General features: G+C 54.2%; 24 protein-coding genes, 3 tRNA genes, 1 rRNA gene and 1 pseudogene. 17 read left to right on the top strand and 12 right to left on the bottom strand.

Annotated elements, in window-relative coordinates; translation table 11 throughout:
* Positions 1-16: 16 nt before the first annotated feature.
* Genes CAP31_RS14035 through CAP31_RS14020 form a run of 4 tightly spaced genes read right to left on the bottom strand, consistent with a single transcriptional unit; the run spans position 17 to position 2,611 of the window.
* Entirely contained in the window at positions 17-799 is a 783-nt protein-coding gene (locus tag CAP31_RS14035; protein WP_087448101.1) for an ABC transporter permease, read from the bottom strand.
* Entirely contained in the window at positions 796-1,710 is a 915-nt protein-coding gene (locus tag CAP31_RS14030) for an ATP-binding cassette domain-containing protein (RefSeq protein ID WP_189836622.1), read from the bottom strand. The genes CAP31_RS14035 and CAP31_RS14030 overlap by 4 nt, the downstream gene beginning before the upstream one ends.
* A complete protein-coding gene (locus CAP31_RS14025) occupies positions 1,698-2,303 on the bottom strand; it encodes an alpha/beta hydrolase (protein WP_087448100.1) in 606 nt (201 codons plus the stop codon). Before CAP31_RS14025 ends, CAP31_RS14030 begins: the two co-directional genes overlap by 13 nt.
* On the bottom strand, positions 2,300-2,611 hold the full coding sequence (locus CAP31_RS14020; RefSeq protein ID WP_087448099.1) for a ferredoxin: 312 nt from the start codon (positions 2,609-2,611) through the stop codon (positions 2,300-2,302). The genes CAP31_RS14025 and CAP31_RS14020 overlap by 4 nt, the downstream gene beginning before the upstream one ends.
* A gap of 110 nt (positions 2,612-2,721) precedes the next feature.
* On the opposite strand from CAP31_RS14020, the gene aroB reads away from it, so the two are divergent.
* Positions 2,722-3,810 (top strand): 3-dehydroquinate synthase, encoded by a 1,089-nt coding sequence (aroB, locus tag CAP31_RS14015; RefSeq protein ID WP_087448098.1) that lies wholly within the window; start codon positions 2,722-2,724, stop codon positions 3,808-3,810.
* The gene (locus CAP31_RS14010) at positions 3,794-4,930 is read left to right on the top strand and encodes a deoxyguanosinetriphosphate triphosphohydrolase (protein WP_087448097.1); all 1,137 of its coding nucleotides are present in this window, start codon (positions 3,794-3,796) and stop codon (positions 4,928-4,930) included. The genes aroB and CAP31_RS14010 overlap by 17 nt, the downstream gene beginning before the upstream one ends.
* Positions 4,931-4,985: 55 nt before the next feature.
* On the opposite strand, the gene CAP31_RS14005 is transcribed toward CAP31_RS14010, so the two are convergent.
* Both CAP31_RS14005 and CAP31_RS14000 read right to left on the bottom strand, forming a co-directional pair.
* Positions 4,986-6,329, bottom strand: coding sequence for a hypothetical protein (locus CAP31_RS14005; RefSeq protein ID WP_087448096.1), 1,344 nt, complete (start codon positions 6,327-6,329; stop codon positions 4,986-4,988).
* 49 nt (positions 6,330-6,378) lie between these two features.
* Positions 6,379-6,828, bottom strand: coding sequence for a DsrE family protein (locus CAP31_RS14000; RefSeq protein WP_223247297.1), 450 nt, complete (start codon positions 6,826-6,828; stop codon positions 6,379-6,381).
* 188 nt (positions 6,829-7,016) lie between these two features.
* On the opposite strand from CAP31_RS14000, the gene CAP31_RS13995 reads away from it, so the two are divergent.
* From CAP31_RS13995 to CAP31_RS13985, 3 genes are all read left to right on the top strand, one after another.
* Positions 7,017-7,571 (top strand): RNA polymerase sigma factor, encoded by a 555-nt coding sequence (locus CAP31_RS13995; RefSeq protein ID WP_087448095.1) that lies wholly within the window; start codon positions 7,017-7,019, stop codon positions 7,569-7,571.
* Complete coding sequence (locus CAP31_RS13990) at positions 7,568-8,320, top strand: hypothetical protein (RefSeq protein ID WP_087448094.1); 753 nt, start codon at positions 7,568-7,570, stop codon at positions 8,318-8,320. Before CAP31_RS13995 ends, CAP31_RS13990 begins: the two co-directional genes overlap by 4 nt.
* A gap of 76 nt (positions 8,321-8,396) precedes the next feature.
* Positions 8,397-9,125: a pseudouridine synthase gene (locus CAP31_RS13985; RefSeq protein WP_087448093.1), complete on the top strand. Its 729-nt coding sequence runs from the start codon at positions 8,397-8,399 to the stop codon at positions 9,123-9,125.
* Here CAP31_RS13985 and CAP31_RS13980 read toward each other — a convergent pair.
* Positions 9,122-10,711, bottom strand: coding sequence for a bifunctional diguanylate cyclase/phosphodiesterase (locus CAP31_RS13980; protein ID WP_157662763.1), 1,590 nt, complete (start codon positions 10,709-10,711; stop codon positions 9,122-9,124). The two genes, CAP31_RS13985 and CAP31_RS13980, sit on opposite strands and share 4 nt — an antisense overlap.
* Positions 10,712-10,884: 173 nt before the next feature.
* On the opposite strand from CAP31_RS13980, the gene pbpG reads away from it, so the two are divergent.
* From pbpG to CAP31_RS13955, 5 genes are all read left to right on the top strand, one after another.
* A complete protein-coding gene (gene pbpG, locus CAP31_RS13975) occupies positions 10,885-11,847 on the top strand; it encodes a D-alanyl-D-alanine endopeptidase (protein WP_087448091.1) in 963 nt (320 codons plus the stop codon).
* Entirely contained in the window at positions 11,781-12,404 is a 624-nt protein-coding gene (locus CAP31_RS13970; protein ID WP_223247296.1) for a YqiA/YcfP family alpha/beta fold hydrolase, read from the top strand. Before pbpG ends, CAP31_RS13970 begins: the two co-directional genes overlap by 67 nt.
* Before the next feature lie 36 nt (positions 12,405-12,440).
* Positions 12,441-14,333 (top strand): ribonuclease catalytic domain-containing protein, encoded by a 1,893-nt coding sequence (locus tag CAP31_RS13965; RefSeq protein ID WP_087448089.1) that lies wholly within the window; start codon positions 12,441-12,443, stop codon positions 14,331-14,333.
* Between the two features lie 5 nt (positions 14,334-14,338).
* Positions 14,339-15,238, top strand: a complete 900-nt coding sequence (locus tag CAP31_RS13960; RefSeq protein ID WP_087448088.1) for an energy transducer TonB — start codon at positions 14,339-14,341, stop codon at positions 15,236-15,238.
* Between the two features lie 120 nt (positions 15,239-15,358).
* Complete coding sequence (locus tag CAP31_RS13955; protein WP_087448407.1) at positions 15,359-16,366, top strand: class 1 fructose-bisphosphatase; 1,008 nt, start codon at positions 15,359-15,361, stop codon at positions 16,364-16,366.
* A 54-nt stretch (positions 16,367-16,420) separates the two neighbouring features.
* Here CAP31_RS13955 and tilS (CAP31_RS15340) read toward each other — a convergent pair whose 3' ends face one another.
* The 4 genes and pseudogenes from tilS (CAP31_RS15340) to CAP31_RS13935 all read right to left on the bottom strand — a co-directional run bounded on the left by tilS (CAP31_RS15340) (position 16,421) and on the right by CAP31_RS13935 (position 19,267).
* The gene (gene tilS, locus CAP31_RS15340; protein WP_087448087.1) at positions 16,421-16,627 is read right to left on the bottom strand and encodes a tRNA lysidine(34) synthetase TilS; all 207 of its coding nucleotides are present in this window, start codon (positions 16,625-16,627) and stop codon (positions 16,421-16,423) included.
* Positions 16,628-16,821: 194 nt separating this feature from the next.
* Positions 16,822-17,763: pseudogene (gene tilS, locus CAP31_RS13945) on the bottom strand (tRNA lysidine(34) synthetase TilS); the annotation flags it as partial.
* A complete protein-coding gene (locus CAP31_RS13940; protein WP_087448085.1) occupies positions 17,732-18,700 on the bottom strand; it encodes an acetyl-CoA carboxylase carboxyltransferase subunit alpha in 969 nt (322 codons plus the stop codon). The gene CAP31_RS13940 and the pseudogene tilS (CAP31_RS13945), both read right to left, overlap by 32 nt.
* A gap of 87 nt (positions 18,701-18,787) precedes the next feature.
* Positions 18,788-19,267: a peptidylprolyl isomerase gene (locus CAP31_RS13935; protein ID WP_087448084.1), complete on the bottom strand. Its 480-nt coding sequence runs from the start codon at positions 19,265-19,267 to the stop codon at positions 18,788-18,790.
* 66 nt (positions 19,268-19,333) lie between these two features.
* On the opposite strand from CAP31_RS13935, the gene CAP31_RS13930 reads away from it, so the two are divergent.
* From CAP31_RS13930 to CAP31_RS13920, 3 genes are all read left to right on the top strand, one after another.
* Entirely contained in the window at positions 19,334-20,458 is a 1,125-nt protein-coding gene (locus CAP31_RS13930) for a cupin domain-containing protein (protein WP_223247295.1), read from the top strand.
* Between the two features lie 4 nt (positions 20,459-20,462).
* Positions 20,463-20,957, top strand: coding sequence for a hypothetical protein (locus tag CAP31_RS13925; RefSeq protein WP_087448082.1), 495 nt, complete (start codon positions 20,463-20,465; stop codon positions 20,955-20,957).
* A gap of 343 nt (positions 20,958-21,300) precedes the next feature.
* Entirely contained in the window at positions 21,301-22,146 is an 846-nt protein-coding gene (locus CAP31_RS13920; protein WP_087448081.1) for an acyl-ACP desaturase, read from the top strand.
* On the opposite strand, the gene CAP31_RS13915 is transcribed toward CAP31_RS13920, so the two are convergent.
* A complete protein-coding gene (locus CAP31_RS13915) occupies positions 22,127-23,314 on the bottom strand; it encodes an iron-containing alcohol dehydrogenase (protein WP_087448080.1) in 1,188 nt (395 codons plus the stop codon). The two genes, CAP31_RS13920 and CAP31_RS13915, sit on opposite strands and share 20 nt — an antisense overlap.
* A 206-nt stretch (positions 23,315-23,520) precedes the next feature.
* Between CAP31_RS13915 and CAP31_RS13910 the strand changes: the two genes are divergently transcribed.
* The 4 genes from CAP31_RS13910 to CAP31_RS13895 all read left to right on the top strand — a co-directional run bounded on the left by CAP31_RS13910 (position 23,521) and on the right by CAP31_RS13895 (position 25,622).
* Positions 23,521-23,597, top strand: a tRNA-Met gene (locus CAP31_RS13910).
* A gap of 205 nt (positions 23,598-23,802) precedes the next feature.
* Positions 23,803-25,340: ribosomal RNA gene (locus CAP31_RS13905) — 16S ribosomal RNA — on the top strand.
* A 122-nt stretch (positions 25,341-25,462) separates the two neighbouring features.
* Positions 25,463-25,539, top strand: a tRNA-Ile gene (locus CAP31_RS13900).
* 7 nt (positions 25,540-25,546) lie between these two features.
* Positions 25,547-25,622 (top strand) — tRNA-Ala (locus CAP31_RS13895).
* Positions 25,623-25,939 lie beyond the last annotated feature (317 nt).

Genomic DNA, 25,939 nt, shown 5'->3' with positions numbered 1-25,939 from the left:
CGGCATTGCGAATCGATTATTTCAGTATCCTGCGTCGCGTCAGCCCGACTGCCAGCCAGTAACTGACACCGGCCCAGGCTAGCATCGCGGCGATATGGGTAGTGATGGCGGTTGGAATATGACCGAGTATCAGCGGGCGCACCAGATTGATGGCGTGCGATAGCGGCAGCACCGCCGCGACATTTTGCAGAATCTCGGGCATGCGCTCTACCGGATAGAATACGCCGCACAGCAGCACCATCGGGGTGATGACCAGCGTAAAGTAGTACATGAAGAAATCGTAACTGGGCGACAGCGCGGTCATCACCAGCCCCATCGCGGAGAAGGTGAGGCCGATGAGGACCACCACCGGGATCACCCACAGGCTCAGCAGCCAGTTCTGCTGCAGGCCGAGCGCCCAGATCACCGCAAGTATCGCCAGTCCGGACAGCAGACTCTTGGATGCGCCCCAGCTCAGTTCGGCAAACATCACGTCATCCAGCGTCAGCGGCGCATTGAGGATGGCTTCCCAGGTTTTTTGCACGTGCATGCGCGAGAAGCCGGAATACAGCACTTCGAAGGTGGCGCTGTTCATCGTGGAGTAGCAGATGGTACCCGCCGACAGAAAGGCCATATAACTGGCGCCGCCCACTTGCGGGATCAGGCTGCCCAGGCCATAGCCGAAACCGAGCATGTAAAACATCGGGTCGGCCAGATTGCCGAGGATGCTGGGGCCGGCCAGTTTTTTCCAGACCAGGAAATTGCGCCGCCACACCGGAATGAAGCGCCATGACAGTTGAGGGTGGCCAAAGTAGTTCATGTGTCGCGTAACTCACGTCCGGTAAATTTCAGGAACACGTCTTCCAGATTGGAAGGGCGCTGTACATAGCGCAATTCGCATTGTTCGCGCAAATGCGCGATCAGGCTGTTGCCGTCATGGGTGTAGCAGAACAGGGTTTCGCCGGTGATTTCATGGCGGGTGCACCAGGCTGCGCCGTATTGTCTGGCCCATTCATCGACCTGCTCGCCGTAAATTTCGACGACGCCGGGCTCGATCTCCGCGGCAATCAGGTCGCGGGGATTGCCGGCGGCGATGACTTTGCCGTGATCCAGTATCACCAGGTTGTCGCACAGCCGCTCGGCTTCTTCCATGAAATGGGTAGTGAGCAGGATGGTCTTGCCCTGATGGATCAGCCGGCGCAGTCCCTGCCAGATGACATGACGCGCTTGCGGATCGAGTCCCGTGGTGGGTTCGTCGAGGACGATGAGTTCGGGGTCGTTGACCAGAGCGCGAGCCAGGGTAAGGCGGCGCTTCATGCCGCCCGACAGAGTGGTGATCTTGGTGTCGGCCTTGCTGGCAAGCCCGGCGAATTCCAGCAAACCGGGGATGCGGCTGTTGATCAGATCATCGGCCATGCCGAAATAACGTCCATATATCAGCAGGTTTTCGGCAACGGTAAAGTCGGGGTCGAGATTGTCCATTTGCGGCACTACGCCGATGCGCAGTCGCGCTTGTCGCGCTTGCAGCGGGATGGTCTGGTCCAGTATGCGGATTTCGCCTGCATCCGGCGTGATCAGCCCCAGCAGCATCTTGAGCGTCGTGGTTTTGCCTGCGCCGTTAGGGCCAAGCAAGCCGAAACATTCGCCGCGTTTGATATCCAGGTCCAGGCCGCGCACGACTTCGGCGCCGCCGTAATGCTTGGTTAAATTACGTACCTTTATGATAGACATGCTGCCAGTGCGACCATCTTGAGTTCAGCCAGCTTGCCGTGGAAAAAATGTCCGGCTGCGGCAATGGGTTTAAATGCGACATTGTGGTTTTGCGCCCAGCCTTGCGCATCGGCAAAGGGCACGACTTCGTCTTCGGTGCCGTGGATGATGGTGGTGTTGGCAGGTACGCTGCCGAATTCATACAGATTGACTGCCGGGCCTATCAGCAGCAGTTTATCCACTGCCATTTGCTGCGCCACGCGGTGTTGCACGTAACCGCCGAAGGAAAATCCGGCCAGTACGATAGGCAGGGTCGCATCGTAATGGCTGCGTACGAAGGCGATCACCGCCAGCATGTCTTCAGTTTCGCCGCTGCCGCCGGTGTATTCGCCGTCGCTGCTGCCGACCCCGCGGAAATTGGGGCGTACGGCGACATAGCCCTGGTCGTGGCAAATTTGCGCGATGCTTTGCACGACCTTGTTATCCATCGAGCCGCCATGCAATGGATGAGGGTGGGCAATGAATGCGAGGCCGCGGCGCGTATCGCCCGGGTCGTTGACCAGGGTTTCAATATGGCCGATGGCGGATTTGATGCGTAATTTGGAGCGCTTCATTTTAGTTGCAGACGTTCCACGATACGCCCGTGCTGCAAATGCTCTTCGATGATTTCGTCTATGTCCTGTTCGTCAACAAAGGTGTACCAGACTTCTTCCGGGTACACCACCAGCAACGGTCCTTCGCTGCACCTGTCCATGCATCCCGCGCTGTTGATACGGCATTTGCCGACACCGTTCATGTCCAGCGCCTTGATCTTCCTCTTGGCGTAATCGCGCATGGCCTGACCGCCGGACGCGCCGCAACATTTCGCGCCATCGTCACGCTGATTGGTGCAGAAAAATACGTGGTGTTTGAAGTAATTCATGGCACTGCCTTAATATAAAACAAGCCTGTAGTTTAGCATTAGCTGTCCAATTCCTTCTACTTGCTGGGTATAATTGGACTATCCTGTTTAATCAAAGTCACTATATAAAGATGCAAACCTTAACTGTCGCCCTCGGTAGTCGCAGCTACCCCATCCATATCGGTATGGATTTACTTAAACAGCCCCAGCTGATCGTGGCACACTTGCCGCAGAAGCGCGTAGCGGTCATTACCAATACCACGGTGGCGCCATTGTATCTGGCGACATTGACGGCTGGTCTGGTCGCGCATGGCGTAGAGGTGGTGCCGATCGTTCTGCCTGACGGTGAGCAATATAAAACCTGGGAAACGCTGAACAGCATATTTGATGCGCTGCTCACGCATCGCTGCGAGCGCAAGACTACGCTGATCGCGCTGGGTGGTGGCGTCATCGGCGACCTGACCGGATTTGCTGCAGCAAGTTATCTGCGCGGCGTGCCGTTCATCCAGATTCCGACCACGTTGCTGGCGCAGGTGGATTCTTCCGTGGGCGGCAAGACCGGCATCAATCATCCGCTGGGCAAGAACATGATAGGCGCATTTTATCAGCCGCAGCTGGTGCTGGCGGATACGCGCACGTTGGCTACATTGCCTGCACGCGAGCTGTCTGCCGGGCTGGCAGAAGTGATCAAATACGGGCTGATTTATGACGCAGCGTTCTTTGACTGGCTGGAAGCCAATATCGACAAGCTGCGGGCGCTGGATGAAGACAGCATCGCCTATGCGGTTTATCGCTCGTGCGAGATCAAGGCCGAAGTGGTGGCACAGGACGAGCGCGAGGCAGGATTGCGCGCGCTGCTGAATCTCGGTCATACCTTTGGCCATGCGATCGAATCCGGAATGGGTTACGGCAACTGGCTGCATGGCGAAGCGGTGGCGGCGGGTACGGTGCTGGCGGCCGATGTGTCACGGCGCATGGGGTTGATGAGCGCGACCGAGGTAGAACGGGTCCGTGCGCTGTATCGCCGCGCCGGTTTGCCGGATACCGCGCCGGATCTGGGAGCAGGGAAATATATGGATTACATGGGGTTGGACAAGAAAGTCGAAGGTGGACGCATCCGCTTCGTATTGCTGCGCGGCATCGGCGCAGCCTTCGTCAGCGCCGATGTACCGGAGGCTGATCTGACTGCGGCGCTGACATATCATGTTCACGCCATTTAATCTGGCGGCTTATGCCGCGAACGATGCGCAGTCGCGCGGGCGGCGCTACGCAGAGCCTGCTGCCGCAACGCGCGGCGAATTTCAGCGTGACCGCGACCGCATCATCCACTCCGGCGCATTCCGACGGCTGGAATACAAAACCCAGGTATTCGTGAATCATGAGGGCGATCTGTTCCGAACCCGTCTCACCCATAGTCTCGAAGTCGCGCAGATCGGGCGTTCCATTGCGCGGGTGCTGGGACTGAACGAGGATCTGGTGGAAGCGATTTCGCTGGCACACGATCTTGGGCATACGCCGTTCGGCCATGCCGGCCAGGATGCGCTGAATGCCTGCATGAAGGATTACGGCGGTTTCGAGCATAATCTGCAGAGCTTGCGCGTGGTCGACAAGCTGGAGCAGCGTTACGCCGAATTCGACGGCCTGAATTTATGTTTCGAGACCCGCGAGGGTATATTGAAACACTGCTCTCTGGAAAACGCGCGCCAGCTCGGCGACGTCGGCGAACGTTTCCTGCACAAGCAACAGCCTACGCTGGAAGCGCAGGTGGCCAATCTGGCCGACGAAATCGCCTACAATAACCATGATGTGGATGACGGCTTGCGTTCCGGGCTGATTACGCTGGCGCAGCTGGAGCAGGTCGAGCTGTTTGCCGGTCATCTGACGCAGGTGCGCGAGCGATATCCGCAATTGAGCGAGCGGCGTACCATCCATGAAACGGTACGACGCATGATCAATACCCTGGTGGTGGACCTGATTGCGCATAGCCAGGCGAACATTCGTGCGGCTGGCGTCGGACACCCCGATGAGGTTCGGGCTGCGCCGCAGCTGATCGGCTTCAGCCCGGAGCTGGCTGCACAAAATCAGGCGCTCAAGCAGTTCCTGCGCAAGCATCTGTACCGGCATTATCGCGTGGTACGCATGACTACCAAAGCGGCGCGTATCGTGACCGACCTGTTCGATGCTTTTCTGGGCACGCCTGCGCTGTTGCCGATCGAGCATCAGCCGCATCCGCAGAGTGATACGCCACGGGTGATTGCCGATTATATTGCCGGCATGACTGATCGTTATGCGATGCGTGAATACCGTCGTTTATTCGAGATTGAGGATGTGCTGATTTGATTCGATTGCTGGAGAAATTGCACGACAACAGCGAGGCCGTTGCCGTGCGGGTTGATTAGAATATGTGAGTCATTTGCAGGCTGATACGGTTGCCCAGATTGTTTGCAATGATCATCGCATTATTCAGGTTTGCGCCAGTGAGTGCAGACGGATTGGCCACTTCAGCTTTGCGGATTTCATAAGTCATGGTGAAGTGAGTCGATTTGTTGAGCAAGTATTCGCCGCCTATTGTCCAGGTGTTGAAGTTGCGCTGGTTTGCCGCTTGCTGTGAGTTGGTCAGGCGATGATACACATCATATTTGAGGTTGGCTCTCCACTTTGGCAGGAAGTGATAGCCGCCTTCCAGATACCAGCCGTCCGCCTTATTGTAATCCTGTAACGCCACGGTATCGACCGGAGCCGGTGTGCTATCCGTCGGGATATCGACGAATGGCGGGTTCGGGCCATTGTAGATCATGCCTGCGCCGCGCATATATTCGCCGGAGAAGCGCAGATTATCTTTTAGGTATTTGAAGCCGGTGCCTTCACGCATGCGGTTGTAATCTGTACCGCCGAACGTGCGCTTACCTTCCTGGTGCCAGATCCAGGCGTTGACGTCTTCACGGTTAGGGCCTGCGCCATTGAATATGTAGGAGACCTGCAGTCTGCCGGTGAAGTCTTTGGCATGGTTGTTGTCGGTGATGAAATTGATATTGTTGCCGTTGGAAATCATCGCGGCGTAACCAAACTCCCAGCGATTCTTGCGGAAGGTGTTGAATGCTTCTACCCCGATGTCGCGGAATCCGCTGAGGCTGCCCATTACCGAGGCGGCGGCCAGTCCGGCGGGTGTTCCGGGGATGGCGGCTTTTGGCGTCATATCGCGTTCATTGAGCAAGCCATCGGTGACGTTGGTGAAATTGATGTAGTTGTAGGCAACGTGAACCGCAGACAACGCCTCTTCGCCTGTAGGCAGCTTGAACAAGCCGGCGCGCAGGTGCATGCCGGGAATGTAGCTGAAGGTCATGGAGGCATCGCTGAGAACGACGCTTTGGTCGCGGGTGACGCCATTACGACCGGCTTCCAGGAGCACGAAGTAGTTAATGCGGTCGTCGATGGCTTTTAATTTGCCTCTGACACCCAAGCGCGCCCGGAACAGCTGTATGTTTTGGGTGCTGTCCAGATCCGGGCCAACCAGGTTCGGGATCTGCTGATGATTGTTGTAGGTAGCGGCGGCACCCTGCAATCCGGTCACGGGTTTGGAATCGATATAGGTGTAGGTCGGTTGTATAAAGCCCCAGATTTTGTATGCCGGTGCGTTTGCAGGCTCCAGGCCTTGGACTGACATCCAGTCGGTAGCGTGGCTGGTGTTGGAAATGGCCAATCCTGAGAGGAGGGCGAGTGGTAATGCGTATTTCTTCATTGTGTTTCCCCTGTTAAAAATTGCTTGTGTTGTCGGACGGTGAAGCTGGTTAAGGTTTCAAATAGACATAGCCCTCTTTTGCTTGCAGGCGGGCGATTTCAGCCACGCCGGACGGAACGACTACGGCCGGGTAGGCGACATCGGCAGCGGTCAGGTTGCGGCTTTTAAGCGTGTTGTTGCAGATCTTGAACTCCACTCCTTGCTGCGCCAATGTTTCCATAATTACGTTGTAGGGATTGCCGTTCGCGTCCTGGGCATTGTTGAGCATGAAATCTATCCCCTTGCCGTGAGCGACTACGGCTATCTTGCTGCCGGGTGCCGCCCGCAAATGGTTCTCCACATTTTTGAGCAACGCGCTGGCCCGCGAAGCATCGTTAATGTGATAAACCACTTTGATCGGTTCTGCATCCGGTTTGACTGCTGCATGGCTCAGAGGGGCCAGCACCAGACTGAATAGCGCCATGGTGGTAGAAAGTAGTTTGGCGATTGTGTTGCCCATGCATTTCTCCTGTTGCGGTTAGACGATGTAATTAGCCAAGTGCACGGTTTTGTAATCAGGTGCGTTAAGTAAAGACGAATCGAATTCCGGTATTATTCCATCATAAAAAATAAATAATTTTGATGGAATAAAACATTCTGGACGTACGTCTTAATTTAAGGTGGATGGATAGAGATGGGTTTAAAATAATGAATTTATTGGATTTGGTGGGTGTGAACATCGGGATTAGCGCTCAGATCAAGGAAAGGCGGACGCGCCTGTATCGTGTCGCCTATTCCTGGTGCCATGACCGGACGCTGGCAGATGATCTGGCACAGGAGGCGCTTACGCGTGGTCTGTCGCACCTGCATCAGCTGCGTGATCCGGCCCAGCTGGACAGCTGGCTGTTCAAGATTTTGCATAACTGCTGGCGTGATTGTCTGCGCTGCCAGAAGGATTTCCAGGATGTGGAGGATCTGGAAGACTACCTTTACGCCCATAACGAGACGCCAGAGCATATCAATTCGCGCAGTCAGGTAGTGGACCGTGTGCGTGCGGCAATTGCCTTATTGCCGATAGGGCAGCGTCAGGTGCTGACATTGGTGGATCTGGAAGAATTCAGCTACAACCAGGTTGCCGAGATTCTGGCGATTCCTGTGGGTACAGTGATGAGCCGACTGTGCAGGGGACGTTTGGCGCTGAAGGAAGCATTGATTGAATTGGCGCCTGTTACCAAAGGTACGGTATTGAGGATAGTGAAATGAGCCCGGAAATTTCAAACGAACAGCTAAACGCTTTTGTCGATGACGAACTGGATGTTGCAGAGAAGGACGCTTTGTTCGCCGAGTTTGAGGCTGATCCTGAAGTGGCGCAGCAGGTTTGCGAGTTGCGTGCTGTCAAAGAGCTTGTGCGGCACGGCTATGCAGAGCTGCCGGTATTAGTGCGGAAAGAGTGGGCGCGGCAGTTTTACGTACCGAGGTCGCTGGTGGCGGGTGCGATGCTGGCTCTGGGATTGACTCTGGGCTGGCTGGGGCACGACTGGAGTCAGTCTGCTCCGGCTGCGCAAGTGGCGCAGGCACAGCCGCAGCCGCATGTCGCGTTTCCTGTTGGTACGTTGCGTCCGGTCAGCCTGGCCGGGGTGTCGGAAGATATACATAAAGTCGTGATGCATGTGGATTCCGCCGATCCTGCCAAATTCAAAACCCTGCTGGATGACGTCGATTACCTGACTCGGCATCAGGCGGTGCTGGGACAGCCGGTGCAGGTGGAGGTGATTGCAAGTCACTACGGGCTCAATATGTTGCGCTCGGATGTCACGCCTTACGCCGCACGCATAAACGGCTTGATCCAAAGTCACCCTAATGTGATTTTTGTGGCATGTAACCAAACCATGCGCCGTTTGGATAAAGAGGGTGTTAAGGTAAAGCTGTTGCCGCACACTCAGGTGACGCCGACGGCGATCGAGGAAATTGTAAATCGATTGCAAGGTGGGTGGACTTATATCAAAGTCTGACAGCGGTATTGATTGAGCGCGCAGCGGCAGGAATCCCGGCTGGTAAATCAGGCCATGGTTCTGGTAGAGTCGTATAATGAATACATTATCGCTGGATCGCATTCTCCAATCGCAAGGCTTTGGCACCCGCAAATATTGCCGGGAATTAATTGCGGAGGGCAACGTCACGATAGCCGGTCAGGTGGTGACTGATTATCGTAGCAAGTTTGCAACTGACAGGTTGCAATTTACCTTGTTCGATACCGAATGGATGTATCGCGAGCACCTGTATATTGTATTAAACAAGCCGACCGGTTTTGAGTGCTCCCGCAAACCCAGTCACCATCCGGGCGTGCTGACGTTGCTTCCGGAGCAGTTTGCGTGGCGCGATGTGCAGCCGGTAGGTCGTCTGGATCACGACACTACGGGCTTGTTGCTGATGTCGGATGACGGTGCTTTTATCCATGCGCAATCTTCGCCGCGGCGGCACGTTGCAAAAGTCTATGTGGCGACCACCCATTCGCCGGTGAATGCCGCTCTGGTGGCGGCTTTGCTGGCAGGGGTGAGGCTGCATGACGAGCCGGAGTCTTTGCGTGCGGTAACCTGCCGCCAAATCGGCGAGTATCAGCTTGAGATCGTCCTGGAGCAGGGAAAATACCATCAGGTCAAGCGCATGCTGGCTGCAGCCGGCAATCATTGCGCCGGATTGCGCAGGGTGGCGATAGGCGGATTGGAGCTGGATGCATTGGGATTGGATGAAGGCGAGTGGTGCCATCTGGATGCTGCACAGATGGCTTTGCTAACTGCGAACGCAGTCGAAGCTTAACGGAGTGCCAGTCGGCTGCTCACAAAACGCAGGCTTTGTTTGTTATGCCAGATTATCCATTCCGGTACACTGGCGGCAGGCATGGGCTTGCTGAAATAGAAGCCTTGTACGATATCGCAACCCAGAATTTGCAGCAACTCGAGTATTTCTGCGTTCTCTACCCCTTCGGCGACAACGCGATAGCCCATATTGTGGGCCATGACGATGGTGGCATGAACGATGATGGCATCGTTTTCGTCAGTGGTCATGTTGGTGACGAATGATTTGTCGATTTTGATTTCAGCTGCCGGCAGGCTTTTCAGATAGGCCAAAGAGGAGTAGCCCGTACCGAAATCGTCAATCGAGCATTGCACGCCCAATTCACTGAGAGTGGTGAGCGTGGCATTGGCGAGTTCGGGATTGAGCATCATGCTGCTTTCCGTGACTTCCAGAATTAAACTGGAAGGCGGAATGTTGTAGGACTTGAGGGCGGAGGCGATGTCGTCGGGCAGGCTTTCGTCGCTTAAATTGCGCATCGACAGATTGACGGCGACTTTGATGTTCAGACCCAGTGCGTGCCATTCTTCGAGTTGTGCCAGGACACTGTGCAGTACCGCAAAGGTGATTTGTTTCATGACGCCGATGCGCTCCGCAATCGGAATGAACTGGTCCGGAGGAACGCTGCCGAGTACCGGATGATTCCAGCGTACCAGCGCTTCCAGGCCGCAGGCGACGCCGTCTCTCAGATTGATTTTGGGCTGATAGTGGATGCTTAACTGGTTTTTGAGGTCGGGGTGTTTGAGTATCGCGATGAGATTCAGATTGCTCAGACTGGATTCATTGATGCCTGCTGCATACATGACGTAACCGCTGCCCGCATGTTTGGCGGCATACATGGCGACATCGGCATGTTGCAGCAACTGCTGGGTGATGTCCCCGTGTTCGGGGTACATGGCGATACCGATACTGCCGCCGATGCTGAGTTTATGGCCGTCGATGGCGAAAGGTTCATCTACCATCGTCAGTACATGCTTGGAGAAGCTGATGGCTTCCTTTTTGCTGGTGGATTCGAGTACAAAGCCGAACTCATCCCCGCCCATGCGGGCAACCATGCAGGATGGGCTGGCGATGCCTTGCAAACGCTGCGATAATGCGATCAGTAATTCGTCGCCGTAATGATGCCCCAGTGTATCATTGACTTCCTTGAACCGGTTGAGGTCCATGATCATGATCGCAATGGGTTTTTTGGTGAGATTGCCGATGGTGATGGCCTGGTCTATGCGTTCCATCAACAGGCGGCGATTGGGCAGATTGGTCAGGCTGTCGTGGAGCCAGCCGTGGCGTTCGCGTTTCATGATTTCGCGTACGTAGTGCAAAGTCTGTACGCTGACATGCATGGTAACCAGGACAAACAATCCACCCCCGAAAAATACGGCGGATACCACAATATCTACCGGAGCGGCAGGGCGAGCCACCAAGGTCAGGCCGTAACCGATATAGCCTGCGATGAACATGATGACAAAGCCGAATAACAGGCGCCATCCGGCCAGGTTGCGGGTATGTTCATCTTTTAGCAATATGCGGGCATAGCCGCTGGATCGCAGCATACACACTATGCCGACGATGATCAGTAACAAACTATAAATCTTCAAGGCAGTCTACCATCGATTGTATTGTTGTAGCTTCAGCGTAGAAAAGTTAAAAACTTCCTTAACTAATCGCGCCAACTTGTTATATTTTTGCTATATTTGGACTAATGCTAAGCTCAAGGTAAAGCCCCATGAATATCCCGTTTCGTTACACCCTGCTGTTTGCCGCGTTTGCTGCTGCGGTAGCGATAAATGCAAATGCTGCCGAGCGACATCATCATGCGTTACAACAGGCTGAGTTCATCGAGCCCGAAAGCGCTGGTCTGCCCCATTTAAGTGCATTATCGGTATTGGTATTAAATCAAAATGACGGTCAGCCTTTATATCAAAAAAACATTGATATGGAAACGCCTATCGCATCGATTAGCAAGTTAATGACGGCGATGGTAGTGCTGGATGCCCATTTGGATATGGACGAAATGCTTGAAATTACCCAGGCAGATGTGGATACGCTGCGCCATTCCAGTTCGCGATTGCCAGTCGGCACCCGGTTAAGCCGCGGTGAAATGCTGCATCTGGCGCTGATCGCCTCGGAAAATCGTGCGGCATCGGCGTTGGCCCGCAATTATCCGGGGGGAAAGGACAGTTTTATTGCGGCGATGAATCGCAAGGCGCGCAGTCTGGGCATGGCACATACCTCGTTTGAGGATTCCACCGGTTTATCCAGCAACAATCAATCTACAGCGGCGGATTTGGCAAAGATGGTGCAAGCCGCCGTACGCTACCCAACCATACATGAAATTACCACCACGGGAAACTATGAAATCTCCAGTACCGGCAGAGTGAAAGTACGTTACAAGCATAAGCAGAACTGGCGTAGTGTGACCCGCACGGTCGCGTTTCATAATACCAATCAGCTGGTGCGTGACGACAAATGGGACATCGGCCTGTCCAAAACCGGGTTTATCAATGAAGCCGGGCATTGCCTGGTGATGCAGGCGAAAATCGCACAAACCCCGGTGATCATCGTGCTGCTCGATGCTTCTGGCAAATATGGCCGGATCAGCGATGCCAAACGTATCAAGGAATGGCTGGAACAGCGAACTGCCAGCAAGGTCGCCGCCATGCGCCTGGATCGTATTTCGAGCAATTGAACGGCATGCTGATTTACGTACATGGTTTCAACAGCGGCAGTGCTTCGTCCAAGGCTCGTGAGTTGCAGGGATATTTTACGCGATTGGGACAGTCGCAGGTGTTTCTGTGCCCGGATCTGCCCCATCGCCCGGTTCAGGCTATCGCAATGCTGAGCGATTTGCTGCAAAAACACGATGGCGCAAAACTCGTTGGCAGTTCGTTGGGCGGTTTTTATGCAACCTGGCTGGCGGAGCAGTTCGGCGTAAAGGCTGCACTGGTTAACCCTGCCGTGCATGCGCATTTATTGCTGGCGGACGAACTCGGCGAACAAAAAAACTATAGCAGCGGCGAAATCTATCAGTTTACCCAACAGCATCTGGATGAGCTGGCGGCTCTGGATTTGCCGCAAGTGGAACATCCGGAAAACTTGCTGTTGCTGGCCGAAACCGGGGACGAAGTGCTGGATTATCGTGATGCAGTTGCTTATTATGCCGACAGTCGTCAAATAGTGGTGCCAGGTGGCGACCACGGATTTCAATCTTTTACACAATATATTCCCACGATTCTGGCATTCTAGCCGCATCGTTTATGCGCGCTTGCGCGGTTACCCATCATGTATTTACTCTACGAAGAAGATGGCCAGTTCAAGGCCGGAACCATAATTACTGATAACGAGACCTCGTTACAAGTCGACAGCCAGCACGGCAAGCGTGTCAAAGTGAAAGTCATTAACGTGATGATGCGTTTTGCAGCACCGGCCCCGGCCGAGTTCATCGCAGCAGCCCAGAGCATACGGGATGAGGCGGATGCCGATTTTCTATGGGAGGTCGCCAGTCAGGAAGAGTTCGGTTTTGGCGATCTGGCCGCCGACTATTTCGGGCATGTGCCGACACCGACTGAATCTGCAGGTATTCTGATGCGTTTGCACGAATCGCCTATGCACTTCTACAAGAAGGGCCGGGGGCGGTATAAATCGGCTCCTGCCGAAGCGCTGACTGCGGCCAAGGCCGGCGTTGAGCGTAGACAGCGCGAAGCCGAGCAGCTGGCAGCGTATGTTGCCGAGCTGACGGCATTCAGCTTACCGGCCGATCTGCGCGAGCATGTAGCGCAATTACTCTATGCGCCCGATAAAAACCATCTGATGTGGAAAGCGCTGGATGCGGCATGCAAGCATACCGGCTTAACGCCGCTGAAACTGCTCGACCGGTGCGGCGCGATCGCCTCCAGTCATGATTACCATTTGCAATTATTTTTACGCGAGCATTTTCCGTGTGGTATCGGCTTTGCCGAAGTCGAGGCATTGTCAGCCATCCCTGATTTGCCGATGGCAGAAGTCAGTGCGTTCAGCATAGATGATGCCGCAACCACGGAAATAGATGATGCCTTCTCTGTGCTGCGCTTGGCGAATGGCAATTGGCAAGTGGGTGTACACATAGCGGCGCCTGCGTTGGGAATTGCACCTGCATCCAGACTGGACCAGATCGCCGCCCAGCGTTTGTCGACCGTTTATTATCCGGGCGGCAAGATCACGATGCTGCCGGATGCCGCCATAGCCGATTACACCTTGAGCGAGGGGCGTACCGCTCCTGCCTTGTCGATGTATATCGAAGTGACTGATGGGGCATGGCAGGTGGTTAGCCATGCGACGCGTGTGGAAAGTGTGCATATCGCCGCCAATCTGCGCCATGAACTGCTGGAAGGGCATTTTAATCACGAGAATTTAACGGCAGGCAGCGGAACCTACGCCCATCAAGCCGAACTGACTATGCTGTGGCATTTTTCCGGCGCACTGGAAGCTGCGCGGGGCAAAACGCCGGACCCAAAACTGCCGCAGCGGGTGGATTATAACTTCAAGGTGGAAAATGATCGTGTGACCATTACCGACCGGCTGCGCGGCAATCCGATCGATCGGGTGGTGTCGGAATTAATGATCTTTGTGAACGCGGAATGGGGTAAATGGCTGGCGGATACCGGTACCATGGCGTTGTATCGCACGCAGCAGAACGGCAAGGTCAAGATGAGCACCAAACCGGCGCCGCATGTCGGTCTGGGAGTGGCGCAGTACACTTGGGCGAGTTCCCCGTTGCGTCGTTATGTCGATTTGATTAATCAGCGTCAGGTCATCGCGCTGGCGCAGGAAGCGCCGCCGCCATACCCGCCGAAATCGGACACGCTATATACCGTATTGCGTGATTTTGAACTGGCATACGATGCCTACAATGAGTTCCAGCGAAAAATGGAACGCTACTGGTGCTTGCGCTGGTTGCAGCAGGAGAATGTCAGCCGTATTCGTGCCAGTGTGATCAAGGAAAATCTGGTTCGCCTGGAGGGTTTGCCCTTTATTACCAGAGTGCCATCCTTGCCCGAGCTGGCCGCAGGCAGTCAGGTGAATCTGTCGATAGACGAGGTTGACTTGCTCGATGTCGAATTGAGTTGTACTTTCCTCAACAAGTCGGTGCCGGATAACGATACCGCGCCCGCGGGTGGCGATTCCGGGTTAGAATAAAACGCATGAATGCACTCAAGCCACTTTACGATCTAGCTGCGATGTTGCGCCTGCCCGTGGCGTTTGTGGTTGCTCTGCTCGTATCGTTTTTTTTGCATGCGGCTGCATTGAGTCTGACATTCAAACTGCCGGAAGTGAGTGAGCAGAATTTCTTCACCCCGCCATTGGAAGTGGTACTGGTAAACAGCAAATCGGCTGCGCGTCCACGTAAGGCCGATGCATTGGCGCAAAGCAACCTCGATGGCGGGGGCAATACCGATGCAGATCGCCGGGCCAAAAGCCCTTTGCCTGCAATGTTGCACGACCAGCGCCAATCCGAGACAGAAGCCGCCCAGCAGCGCGTGAAGCTGCTGGAGGCGGAAAGCCGCAAGATCATGACCCAGCTCAAGTCGAATTACAGTCTGGATAATGGTCAGCCGCAACCGGATGCGCCGGAAAAAACGATGGATGCAAAATCGGCCACAGGCAATCTGCTGGAGCGCAGTCTGGAGATGGCAAAACTGGAGGCACGCATCTCCAAGGAGTACGATGCTTATCAAAAGCGTCCGCGCAAGATGTTTATTGGTGCCAGCGCCCAGGAATACGTGTTTGCCCGTTACATTGAGGATTGGCGGATCAAGGTGGAGCGGGTGGGTAACCAGAATTATCCGGACGCGGCACGCCAGCAAAAGATTTATGGCAAATTGCAGCTGACGGTGTCAATCAAGGCCGATGGCAGTCTGGATAATGTCGAAGTAAGCCGTTCTTCGGGCTCCAGGATTCTGGATGCCGCTGCTGTCGCCATCGTGCGCCAGGCCGCGCCATATTCGCCATTTCCGGAAGAGGTACGCAAAAAGGCCGATGTGGTTGTCATTACCCGCACCTGGACATTTGCACCCGGCGATCAGCTAAGCACGAAAGAATAACTGCCCCAATTCATTGCCCAAGCGGCAAACAGCTGCATCAGTGCCTCATGCAAAGGTCTCATGTTGGACCAACGTCATGATATAATTTATCCATTCATTTTATCTAAAAAGGCTAAACCCATGCAGATTGGCACAACCATTGCGCAATTTCTCGCTGATGAACAGCGTAAGAACAACACCAATAATCCTGATTTGCTTGCTTTGATGGGGCAAGTGGTTACCGCGTGTAAAGTGATTTCCAATGCTGTTAACAAAGGCGCATTGGTTGGGGTGATGGGCAGCCTGGAGTCAGAAAACATCCAGGGCGAAACCCAGAAGAAACTGGATGTGATCACCAACGAAATTTTCATGCAGACCACTGAGCGTGGCGGCCAGCTGGCCGGCATGGCGTCCGAGGAAATGGACGACGTCTACGATATCCCGGCGCAATACCCGCACGGCAAATATCTGCTGGTGTTCGATCCGCTGGATGGCTCTTCCAACGTTGACGTGAATATCTCGGTAGGTACGATTTTCTCCGTGTTGCGTTATGAAGGCAGCGCAACCAATCCGGTGGCCGCCGACTTCCTGCAGCCAGGTACCAAGCAGGTTGCAGCCGGTTACGCGCTGTATGGTTCTTCTACCATGCTGGTGATTACTACCGGTCACGGTGTAAATGGCTTTACGCTGGACAGCGATATCGGCGAGTTCGTGCTGACCCACCCGAACATGATGATTCCGGCTGACACCAAGGAATTTGCCATCAACGCTTCCAATCAGCGTTTCTGGGAAGCGCCGGTGCAGCGTTATGTCAGCGAATGCGTAGCAGGGAAAACTGGTCCGCGCGGACGCGATTTCAATATGCGCTGGGTGGCTTCGATGGTCGCGGAAGTGCATCGCATAATTATCCGTGGCGGTATCTTTATGTATCCTAAAGATACCAAGGATCCGGCTAAAGCCGGCAAGCTGCGTCTGATGTACGAAGCCAATCCGATGAGCTTTATCGTTGAGCAGGCTGGCGGTTTGTCGAGCACCGGTCGTCAGCGCATCCTGGATGTGCAACCCGAAGGTTTGCATCAGCGCGTGCCAGTGATCCTGGGTTCCAAAAATGAAGTTGAGGTCGTGCTGTCATATCACGCTGGTATGTAATGGCCTGCCTGCTAAAAAAGCACAACTGCGGTTGTGCTTTTTTTTCGCCCATGCTCAGTCGCCGATTTGCCAGGTGACATGCAGCGCAGGACTGCCGGGCGCTGCTTGCCAGCCACATGCTGTCCCTATGGCGGGTACATGAACGAGCGTGTCGCCGCTGTAAAGCAATGGTGTGCGCTGGCGCTGCCAAGGGGGAATATTGGCGGCTTGCAACAAGTCCTTGAGGCGACGGTTGGGGCGACGGCAATCGGGACGGAACATCTCCCCGCCGAGACGAAGACGGATGTTGATATCCTGTAGCTTGGCGAGATCCAGCCCGGGGCAGGGCCGCGTTCGAAATGGAGAGTTCCGCCCAGCGGCGGGAGCGCCAGCTGTGTCTCGCCTTGCCAGTGCCAGCGACTATTGCTGGCGGGTATCGTCCGTTTTTTTACCAGATAGCCATAGTGCCGAAAACGATGCAGGATATAACTGTCATGGTCTATGGCGACATGGCTGTCTGTACCGGCGTGGGTTAATTGTTGCAGCATTTCGGCCAGACGTGCCTGGCTGGGCATGGTGAGTCCGTGTATGGCGAGGAAATAACGTAGCAGGTTGCGGGCGCGTACTGGCGTGATGTCGGCAAGATAAGCGCAGCTGATGTGTCGGGCCTGAATTGCTTGAGCTGCGTCGAGCTGTGCCAGTTCGTCGAGCAGTTCGGCGGCTTCGGCCAGATTCTGCGCGCTGCGCGCCATCGTCGTCCGCCAGGCGGGATAACGCTGAGTGAGCAGAGGCAGTATCTCATGACGCAAAAAGTTGCGGGCATAACGGCTGTCCCGATTGCTTTCGTCTTCAATCCAGTGCAATTGGTGCCGGTGTGCCCAGTCCAGAATGGTGCTGCGGTCGATGTCGAGCAAAGGGCGCAAATAGCTTGGCTGGCGGGGCTGGTGGCGGATTACCGGCATGGCGGCCAGGCCTTTGACGCCAGCGCCGCGCAACAGCTGCAGCATCAGGGTTTCGGCCTGATCGTCGCGGTGGTGGGCCAGGGCGATACAATCGACATCCTGCTGCCGGAATTGCGCGTAGCGGGCATGGCGCGCGGCTGCCTCGATACCTAGATCCGCACTGCGTTCGAGACTGATATTGCAAATCCGTAACGGAATATCCAGTGTGGTACACAATTGCCGGCAAGTCTGCGCCCAGTGATCCGCATTCGGGCTGAGGCCGTGATGGATATGAATGGCGGACAGGATAACTGGGTAGTCCGTTCGCAGCTGCGTGAACAGATGGAGTAATACGACTGAATCCACGCCGCCGCTCAGGGCCACACAAACACGGGTTTCGGGCGCTACATGCTGTGCCACGCACGCCCGAAATGCGGCATAAAGGTTATTTGGCTGGGGTGTCTTTGTAGCGTCCATAACTCATGAGACGCTGGTAGCGGGTTTTGAGTAAGGCGTCGATAGGCTGCTTCTGCATGTCGGCAAGTGTGTCTTCCAGGGCCGATTTCATCGCATGCATCATCGCGGCCGGGTCTCGGTGTGCACCGCCGACAGGTTCGGGAATGATGCGGTCAATAAGACCGAATGACTTCAGGCGTGGTGCGGTGATGCCCAGGGTTTCAGCTGCGATCGGTGCATTTTCGGCGCTTTTCCACAGAATAGATGCACAGCCTTCGGGGGAAATGACCGAGTAAGTCGAGTATTGCAGCATCATGACCTGATCGCCGACACCGATTGCCAGTGCGCCGCCTGAGCCGCCTTCGCCGATAACGGTGCATATGATCGGCGTGCGCAATTCTGCCATGACATACAAGTTGCGGGCGATGGCCTCGGATTGGCCGCGTTCTTCCGCGCCTATGCCGGGATAAGCGCCAGGGGTGTCGATGAAGGTCATGACCGGAATGCCGAATTTTTCCGCGAGGCGCATCAAGCGCAGCGCTTTGCGATAACCTTCTGGGCGGGGCATGCCGAAGTTGCGATAGATCTTTTCTTTGGTGTCGCGGCCTTTTTGATGGCCGATGATCATGATGCTTTGATCGTTGAAGCGTGCAATGCCGCCGATGATGGCGTGGTCGTCGCCAAAAGCGCGATCGCCATGCAGTTCTTCGAAATCGGAAAAGAGTGCGCCGATATAATCCAGGCTATAAGGACGCTGAGGATGCCGGGCTACCTGGGAAATCTGCCAGGGTGTGAGCTTGGCGTAAATATCCTGGGTCAGTTTCTCGCTCTTTTTTTGCAGCAGGACGAGCTCCTTTGAAATGTCCAGCGCTGAATCATCCTGCACGCAGCGGAGTTCTTCAATCTTGGCTTCCAATTCGGCGATGGGCTGTTCAAAGTCCAGAAAGGTGGTTTTCATGGGCAACTTGGACCGTTAAAACGGCATGGTAATGGTTCGGAAAATAACAAAAACGGATAGGCGGCAAAGAATTTGCCGCCGTGCGGTTTAATGGTGATGGCCGTGATCGCCATGAGCATGGCCGTGGCTGACTTCTTCTTCGGTAGCTTGGCGTACGTCGACTACATGGCATTTGAATTTCAGGGTCTGGCCAGCCAGCGGGTGGTTGCCGTCAACCATGACGGTGTCTTCGGTAATTTCGGTAACTGTGTACAGCATGAATTCGTCGGTACCTTCGGCGGCGCCTTCGAATTGCATGCCAACAGCGGCTTCGGCCGGGAACAGGTGGCGAGGCTCGGCACGGATAAGTTCGGCTTCGTATTCGCCAAATGCATATTCCGGCTCAAGAGTGACTTCGATGTCGTCGCCGCTGTTCTTGCCTTCAAGCGCTTCTTCGACGGTAGGGAATATGCCGTCATAGCCGCCGTGCAAGTAGCTGACAGGTTCGCTGCCGTTTTCCAGGATTTCACCAGCCAAATTGCTGAGTTCGTAGGTAATGGTGACAATGGTATTTTTTGCGATTTGCATAGTGTGTCCTCGACGGGGCGGATAAATTTTATGCGGATATTCTAACGCATTTCAGGATTATAATTCATGCCTATGAATAAACAATTACTTGGCGGCATCAGCCGCGACGAATTTCTGCGCGATTACTGGCAAAAGCAGCCGTTGCTGGTGCGCAATGCGATTCCGGATTTTACCGGATTGATTGAGCCTGCGGCTTTGTTCGAACTGGCGGCAGATGAGGATGTCCTGGCGCGGTTGGTGCGGCAGAAAGGGGCCGGCTGGGAGTTGCGGCAGGGGCCGTTTGCGGCAGGTGATTTTAAAACCGGGCGCAGCAAGGCGGTATGGACATTGCTGGTGCAGGAATTGAATCATTACGTGCCTGCCGGCGAAGCGTTGCTGCAGCAATTCGATTTTATCCCGCATGCACGACTGGACGATTTGATGGTGAGTTATGCCGTGCCTGGCGGTGGCGTCGGTCCGCATTTTGATTCTTATGATGTATTCCTGTTGCAGGGGCGTGGTCATCGCCGCTGGCAGATCAGTGCACAAGACGATTTGACGCTGATGGAAGGTGCGCCGTTGCGAATCTTGCAGCATTTTCAGCCGGAGCAGGAGTGGGTGCTGGGGCCCGGAGACATGTTGTATCTGCCGCCGCGTTATGCGCATAACGGCATTGCCATGGATGAATGCATGACGTATTCAATTGGCTTCCGGGCGCCTGCCGCGCAAGAGATTGCCACCCAATTCCTGGTTTATATGCAGGACAAGCTGGTGCTGGAAGGGCGTTATCAGGATCCGGATCTGGCGCTGCAGACGCATCCGGCAGAAATCGGCGAAGCGATGATTGAGCAAATGGAAGCCATGATTGCTCAGGTGCGTTGGGGGCGAGCTGATGTGGCCGATTTTCTCGGGCGCTATTTGACCGAACCCAAACCCCATGTGTATTTTCAGCCGCCGCGCCGTGCCGTCAGTTTTGAGAAATTTGCAGCCCAGGTGCAAAAGCAGGGGCTTCGCCTGGCGCCGCAGTCGCGCATGCTGTTCTATTCAGACCAATATTATTTGAATGGGGAGCTGGTGGAGCTGGCCGGGTGCTGCGATTTGCTGCAGTTACTGGCCGACAAGCGCCGAATTTCTGCGCAGGTATTTGATGCGGTGATGCTGGACTGGTTGTATGGCTGCTATGTCGATGGATTTCTTATGGTAGGAGTGTAATGTCATGCCTGGTACATTTGTGCCTGATGAGGGTTATCAGATTTTTACTACACTGAGCGAATATCGGCAGGGTGTGGATACGGTAATTGCGTCGGCCCAGGCGAGTCTGGACGTCTATGACACAGACCTTGCCGACCTGGGGTTTGAAGAGCATGCGCGTCATGAGTCGTTGCGCAGTTTTTTGGCGCAAAATACTGCCCGGCGCTTGAGGGTTGTGCTGTCTGACCCGTTATTTATACAGCAGCGCGCAGCGCGTACGCAAAATTTGATGCGGGATTTTTCTCATCAGGTTGAAATTCGTGTGCTTGCCGAAAAGCGGGATGCAGATGTATTTATATACAGTGACGTAGGTGTGTGTTTGTATCGTCCGCAGCATGATCATGCCAAATCAGTATTGACCAGCGAGGATCTGTCGCGTTACCGGTTGCTCGCCGGACGTTTTGCGCAGATGTTCGATGTGGCCGAGCAATCCGTATCTTCGGCAGTATTGGGTTTGTGAATTATGTCTTGTCCAGATCATTTTGAAAAAGTTCTTGACAAGAAAGTTATAATATTAGAAAATTCTAATAACGCTGATTCTTCAGCTCTTTCCCCAAGAGCTTCAGTGTTGTCTCCTCCATCCTCCATCATAAGAGGATTTCAAACCCGAGTATGATTACTCGGGTTTTTTTTGCCTTTCGTCAGCGCGTTGCACTTTTTATCCGGTTCGACGTGCCGTCTGATTGTGCATATCTCTTGTGATTGGGCTAAACTGGAATATCGGATTTTTCTTCGATTTGTCACATTGCAGTATTAAAACTCGGATACCATAATTAAACTAATGACTGATTGTGAGGGTGTGCATGATTTATCCTGAAGCTTTTGCGAGTTTGGAGCGAGTGCGCTGGAGTCTGGCGCAAGATGTGCCGTGGGGTAGTTTCCAAGCGGATTTATTGACGGACGAGCAGGCCGCAACAATTAAAATGAATGCAATTACAGAATGGTCGGCGTTGCCTGCGACCGAGATGTTTCTGCGCGATTTCCGCCACGATAGCGATTTTTCTGCATTCATGTCGGTATGGTTTTATGAAGAGCAAAAGCATGCTCTGGTGTTGATGGAATATTTGCGGCGTTTTCGTCCGGATATGGTGCCAACCGAAGCCGAGTTGCATGAAGTGCGGTTCGAATTTGATCCGGCGCCGCCAATGGAAACGCTGATGCTGCATTTTTGCGGCGAAATACGTCTGACGCAGTGGTATCGCTGTGCCGGGCAATGGCATACCGAGCCGGTGATCAAGCATATTTACGGGTTGCTGTCTGGTGACGAGGCCCGTCATGGCGGGATTTATTTCCGTTACATGCAGCAGGCGATCGAGCGTCTGGGTGATGAGGCGCGGGCCGCTTTTTCCAAGGTGGGTGTGTTAATGACAAGTTCTTCGCGTAGCGCAAAAGCGCTGCACCCAACCAATTTGCATGTGAGTCAGGCGTTGTTTCCTAATGATACGGTACAGAGCCACTTGCCTGATCCGGCGTGGCTGGAGCGCTGGCTGGATGAGCAGATTCGTTTTGATGCGCCATGGGAAGCGAAAGTGGTAAATACCATACTGACCAAGCTGTCCAATTTGTTTGGTCGCAACTTTGAGAGCACAAAAGACTTAAACCGTTATCGCAAAGAAGTTGGGCAAGTAGTTACAGCCGCCGCAGTATGATTGCTGCTACTTCATCGTCGCTCAGGACTATGGGGTTGGTTTTCATGCTGCTGCCACGGCTATTGGCAACGATGCGCGGAATGTCCGCTTCGGTCACGCCATGACTGGAGAGCTTGGGTAGCGACATGCGTTGCGTCCATTCTTCCAGGGTTGTTAGCAGTGCCTGTCGGGCCGAGTAATCATCAAGCGTATGGTTTCTGGCCAGAAGTCGTCCGGTTTCGGCGTATTTTCGCAAGGCCGGATGCTGTGGCGCACGATCAAGTAGTGCGCTGACATTAATGTCAGCCGCAGCAGCAACCAGCGTGCCGCAAACCACGCCGTGCGGAATGGGGAAGAAGGCGCCAAGCGGTGAAGCAAGTCCGTGTACTGAGCCCAGACCTGTTTGGGCCAGTGTAATGCCTGATAGCAAAGCCGCATATGCCATCTGCGCAGGCGCATCCGGATTCTGGGTGCGATTCAGGTACCAGTCGAGCAATCCGTTATTTGCCGCTTCCAGCCCGCTTAATGCTAGCGCATCGGTAAATGCGTTTGCTTTGGTCGAGACCAGCGATTCGAGCAATTGAGTGAATGCATCCATGCCGTTTGCAGCGATCATGGCCGGAGTGCACGATTCGAGCAGATCCGGATCGATAATGGCGTATTCGGGCACCAGCTGCTCATTCCTGAATGATTTCTTGAATCCGTTGGCGCCTTGCATGCTCAGCACGGCATTTTTGGTTGCTTCAGAACCTGTCCCTGCGCTAGTAGGGACAGCAATGAAAGGTGTTGCAGGCCCGGTGTAGCTCAATTCGGCCCCCACGCCTTCCAGATAGTCCATAACAGAATGTCCGGATTTCAGTAGCCCGGCAATCGCTTTTGCGGCATCGAGTGTGCTGCCGCCGCCTATGGCGATAACGATATCGATGTCTGCGTCATGGAATTGCCGCACTGCTGCATCAATAAGTTGCGGTGACGGCTCGCTGGTAACGCGTAAATCAACGTGCTCGATATGTCGAGCAGTGAGCTCCGCTAGCAAGCGCGGCCAGTGTTCTGACGAGCGGAAAGAGGTTGCGCCGGTAATGATAAGCGCGCGTTTGCCGTGCAGGGCAATAAGTTGCGGCAATAGCTTGAGTTTTCCGGAACCGAATTCGATGCGTGGCAAGCGGGCAATGCTGAAGGCAGGGAACATGATGGTTGTCTAAAATAATTGGTTAATTATACCGCCAGGGTAAATAGCAATATAACTCAAAAGGTTGGAAGTATTCTCGCAGGAAATTCCATGTACTGCAAAGCAAAGAATTAAATAAAGTGTTGACGAGAGTGAACTGCTTTTGCTATAGTCTCACCTCTCGACGCAGCGCTACAGCGCAGCGAAGAAGTAAAGAAACAATCGGACGCGGGGTGGAGCAGTCTGGCAGCTCGTCGGGCTCATAACCCGAAGGTCGTAGGTTCAAATCCTGCCCCCGCAACCAAGAATTATCGCTCTTTAACAATTGGACAACCGATAAGTGTGGGTATTTACGGTAGCGGTTTTGTTGTTTTGTTCCGGGAGACCGTGGCGGGATAGCGAAGCTAAAAACTATTGTAGTAAATACGCATGCTTGAAATAGAGATATTGTGAGCAAGCGACGGCGAAAGTTGTTTTTTTCGGAAGATGGCGAGTAGCGAACAGGAATTAAACTGAAGAGTTTGATCCTGGCTCAGATTGAACGCTGGCGGAATGCTTTACACATGCAAGTCGAACGGCAGCACGGGCTTCGGTCTGGTGGCGAGTGGCGAACGGGTGAGTAATGCGTCGGAACGTATCCAGTAATGGGGGATAACGCAGCGAAAGCTGTGCTAATACCGCATACGCCCCGAGGGGGAAAGCAGGGGATCGCAAGACCTTGCGTTATTGGAGCGGCCGACGTCTGATTAGCTAGTTGGTGGGGTAAAGGCCTACCAAGGCGACGATCAGTAGCTGGTCTGAGAGGATGATCAGCCACACTGGAACTGAGACACGGTCCAGACTCCTACGGGAGGCAGCAGTGGGGAATTTTGGACAATGGGCGCAAGCCTGATCCAGCCATTCCGCGTGAGTGAAGAAGGCCTTCGGGTTGTAAAGCTCTTTCAGCAGGGAAGAAACGATTGTGGCTAATACCCATGATTAATGACGGTACCTGCAGAAGAAGCACCGGCTAACTACGTGCCAGCAGCCGCGGTAATACGTAGGGTGCGAGCGTTAATCGGAATTACTGGGCGTAAAGCGTGCGCAGGCGGTTTTTCAAGTCTGATGTGAAATCCCCGGGCTTAACCTGGGAACTGCGTTGGAAACTGAAAGACTAGAGTGCGGCAGAGGGGGGTAGAATTCCACGTGTAGCAGTGAAATGCGTAGATATGTGGAGGAATACCGATGGCGAAGGCAGCCCCCTGGGTCGACACTGACGCTCATGCACGAAAGCGTGGGTAGCAAACAGGATTAGATACCCTGGTAGTCCACGCCCTAAACGATGTCAACTAGTTGTTGGGGAGGGAGACCTCCTTAGTAACGCAGCTAACGCGTGAAGTTGACCGCCTGGGGAGTACGGTCGCAAGATTAAAACTCAAAGGAATTGACGGGGGCCCGCACAAGCGGTGGATTATGTGGATTAATTCGATGCAACGCGAAAAACCTTACCTACCCTTGACATGCTAAGAACTTGCCAGAGATGGCTTGGTGCTTGAAAGAGAACTTAGACACAGGTGCTGCATGGCTGTCGTCAGCTCGTGTCGTGAGATGTTGGGTTAAGTCCCGCAACGAGCGCAACCCTTGTCATTAATTGCCATCATTGAGTTGGGCACTTTAATGAGACTGCCGGTGACAAACCGGAGGAAGGTAGGGATGACGTCAAGTCCTCATGGCCCTTATGGGTAGGGCTTCACACGTAATACAATGGTCGGTACAGAGGGTTGCCAACCCGCGAGGGGGAGCTAATCCCAGAAAGCCGATCGTAGTCCGGATTGTAGTCTGCAACTCGACTGCATGAAGTCGGAATCGCTAGTAATCGCGGATCAGCATGTCGCGGTGAATACGTTCCCGGGCCTTGTACACACCGCCCGTCACACCATGGGAGTGGGTATTACCAGAAGTAGGTAGCTTAACCGCGAGGAGAGCGCTTACCACGGTAGGATTCATGACTGGGGTGAAGTCGTAACAAGGTAGCCGTAGGGGAACCTGCGGCTGGATCACCTCCTTTCTAGAGAAGCTGCTGTAAATACTCACACTTATCGGTTGTCAGCGACGCACAGGGAATGGCGCGAAGAAGGCGAACCGTAGACAGCAGAGCGGAGTAGCCCGACACGACTAGATCCTGCTACAGGGTCTGTAGCTCAGTTGGTTAGAGCACCGTGTTGATAACGCGGGGGTCGTTGGTTCGAGCCCAACCAGACCCACCAAGATTACGGGGGATTAGCTCAGCTGGGAGAGCATCTGCTTTGCAAGCAGAGGGTCGTCGGTTCGATCCCGTCATCCTCCACCAAACACCCTGCTTGATTGATGAATAATCAAATTGAGCAAGGCCGCAGTAGAACGCAATGTGCGTAGCGAAGAAACAATTGTAGCCTGACTTGAAGTGTCAGGTGTGCCGCGTTGAAGACGCGTCAGACCTCACGCTTTAGTGTGAAAGCTCTTTAACAAACAGGAAGAAGTAAAGGTTGACGACTGGACGCGTCGCGCGCAAGCGTGATGAGGAAGGGCGTTAACAAATGGGTTTTGATTGTATCAACCGGCATGGCTTTTAGTCGAGCGATGCCGGGTCATAAGCGCTTTATTAACCTGTAACCGGATAGCCTTGAA

Origin of the sequence: Sulfuriferula sp. AH1, from assembly GCF_002162035.1 — a bacterium.
GTDB lineage: Bacteria > Pseudomonadota > Gammaproteobacteria > Burkholderiales > Sulfuriferulaceae > Sulfuriferula.
The sequence above is the reverse complement of the archived record's forward strand: the minus strand, read 5'-3'. Positions and strand labels throughout refer to the sequence as shown.